At 31.5% G+C, this 2809-nt stretch carries 3 protein-coding genes; 1 reads left to right on the forward strand and 2 read right to left on the reverse strand.

Annotated features, from left to right (window positions below; all coding sequences use genetic code 11):
* Window positions 1–247: 7-cyano-7-deazaguanine synthase (locus tag EC396_RS12105; RefSeq protein WP_205757953.1), on the reverse strand; the 247-nt coding region annotated here is incomplete at its 3' end.
* A gap of 369 nt (window positions 248–616) precedes the next feature.
* Here EC396_RS12105 and EC396_RS12110 point away from each other — a divergent pair.
* Window positions 617–2479, forward strand: coding sequence for a fasciclin domain-containing protein (locus EC396_RS12110; RefSeq protein WP_129366934.1), 1863 nt, complete (start codon window positions 617–619; stop codon window positions 2477–2479).
* Between the two features lie 111 nt (window positions 2480–2590).
* On the opposite strand, the gene EC396_RS17895 is transcribed toward EC396_RS12110, so the two are convergent.
* Window positions 2591–2809, reverse strand: a 219-nt coding sequence (locus EC396_RS17895) for a hypothetical protein (protein WP_164975270.1), incomplete at its 5' end; no start/stop codon positions are given.

Below are 2809 nucleotides of genomic sequence, written 5' to 3' on the forward strand. Positions count from 1 at the left end.
AATCAACAATACGCTCTTTGTAATCTTCACTTAAATCAACCACCTGAAATGGAATTCCCAATTTTTCAGCAACCAACATAGCATCATTACTATCCTCTAACCACGGACATTCATTAGAAATAGTAACAGAATCATCGTGCCAGTTTTTCATAAACAAGCCAATTACTTCATATCCTTGCTCTTTTAACAAATATGCAGCTACACTACTATCAACCCCACCAGAAAGTCCTACAATTACACGTTTCATTTTTTGAAAATTTTTGAAATGCAAAGTTACGCAATCCTTTTTTGAAGGAAAAGTTAATTTATACATCTTAAAAAACCAATATTTTGAAGAATTTTGTGTTAAATCAAAAACATACTTCTTAATATTTTGTTAAAGTTATCAACAATTATATTAAACAATTAATTTATTATAAGAATTGTGTTCAAAAGTAAAATTCCTTTTAAAATAGAGGTTTAACAGATAATTATAGCAGCAAAAATCCTTAACAAATTCAATTATTACAAAACTAAAAAACATATTTTGTTTAAACATTTTTAATATTTATTAAACATTGTGTTTAATTTTTTATATCTTTGCTTAAACAAAAATCAATAACTAAAATTACATATCATGAAAAATTTAAAAAACTTACTTAGCCTATTCCTTATCATTTTTATTTCTGTTAGTATCGTTTCTTGCGATGATGATGACGATGATGATAAAATGCCTGTTGAAATGAAAAATACAGTTGCCGACTTTGTGGTAGCCAACCAAGCTAATTACAGCAGTTTGTTAGCGGCACTTCAAAAAGCAAATCTTGTTGAAACTTTAAAAGGTACAGGACCATTTACAGTTTTTGCTCCAGATAATGCTGCTTTTAGCGCATTTTTAGCAAATGCTGGTTTTGCTAATTTAGATGCTGTACCTGTAGATGCCTTAACACAAATTTTATTAAACCATGTTGTACAAGGAGACGTAAGATCTAATGATTTAGGTACAGGATACATCTCTTCTCTATCAACTGCAACTCCAAACGGAAATAAAATGAGTATGCATATCAATACTGCAAATGGTGTTTTAATTAACGGTACATCAAAAGTTGTTAATGCAGACAATATTGTAGACAATGGTGTTATTCATTTGGTAGACAAGGTAATTGGATTGCCAACAATTGTAACAATTGCAACTGCTGACGCAAATTTCTCAACTTTAGTAGCTGCATTGACAAGAAATGATCAACCAGATTTTGTTGCAACATTGTCAACAGCAAACGGAACAAATCCAGCACCTTTTACAGTATTTGCTCCAACAAACGCAGCCTTTGGCGATTTACTTACAGAATTAAATGCGCCTAATTTAGCAGCTATTGATGGCGCTACTTTAACAGCAACATTAACTTCTCACGTAGTTGCAGGTGCAAATGTAATTGCTAGTCAGTTAACAGATAATATGACCGTAACAACTTTAGGCGGTGACATTACCGCTAATATTTCGGGGGGAGCAACATTAACAGATGCTAACGGTCGTATCAGCAAAATAATTGCAACAAACGTACAAACTTCAAATGGGGTTATTCACGTAATAGACAAGGTAGTTTTACCTTATATTGAACCTACTACAAATAACATAGCTGATTTTGTTGTTGCCAATCAAGCTAATTACAGTAACTTACTTGCAGCGCTTCAAAAAGCAGATTTGGTAGAAACTTTAAAAAGTGCTGGTCCATTTACAGTATTTGCGCCAAACAATGCAGCTTTTAGCGCATTCTTATCCGATGCTGGTTTTGCTAATTTAGATGCTGTACCTGTAGATGCTTTAATACAAATTTTATTAAACCACGTTATTATGGGAGATGTTAGATCAACTGATATTGAAACTGGATATGTTTCAACACTTTCAACTGCTACACCAAACGGTAAAAAAATGAGTATGTATATTGAAAAAACTTCAGTAGTTAAAATAAACGGAATGTCTATGGTTACAAATGCAGACAATGTAGTAGACAATGGTGTTATTCACTTAGTTGATAAAGTTATTGGTTTACCAACAGTTGTAACTTTTGCAACTTCAAATGCTAATTTTTCAACTTTAGTTGCTGCATTAACAAGAAATGACCAACCAAATTTTGTTGCAACATTATCTACTGCAAACGGAACAAATCCAGCACCTTTTACAGTATTTGCTCCAACAAATGAAGCTTTTGGTAATTTACTAACAGAATTAAATGCTCCTAATTTAGCAGCTATTGATGCAGCTACTTTAACAGCAACATTAAATTCTCACGTAGTTGCAGGAGCTAACGTAATTGCCAGCCAATTATCAGACAATATGACTGTAACAACTTTAGGTGGCAATATTACAGCAAATGTTACTGGTGGTGCAAAATTAACAGACGCCAATAACAGAAATAGCAATATAATAGCATATGATGTACAAGCATCAAACGGTGTTGTACACGTAATTGACAAAGTTATTTTACCAGCTCTTAATTAAAATATTTACTAAATATTGGTTTGAGTTTAGTTTAAATTTGGTTAATGGAAAAGCATTCTAGTTATTTAGAATGCTTTTTTTATGTTTTTATGTTGAAGCAGAAATTCTGTCTTACGATTCTATTAATAATTTAAGTGATTTAATTTTATAAGAAATTTTATAAATCGCAAAGCTTACAATGGCAAAAACCACTAACTGAAAAGCAATTACAAACAATATAGCATGTAAAAACGTAAAACCAATTTCCTGAAAATAAACACCAATTGCCAATGAAATTAATACCCAAAAAATGATGAAAATGGTAAAAAGTACGCCAAATAAAATAATGAG

The organism is Lutibacter sp. HS1-25 (assembly GCF_004121075.1).
Taxonomy (GTDB): domain Bacteria; phylum Bacteroidota; class Bacteroidia; order Flavobacteriales; family Flavobacteriaceae; genus Lutibacter.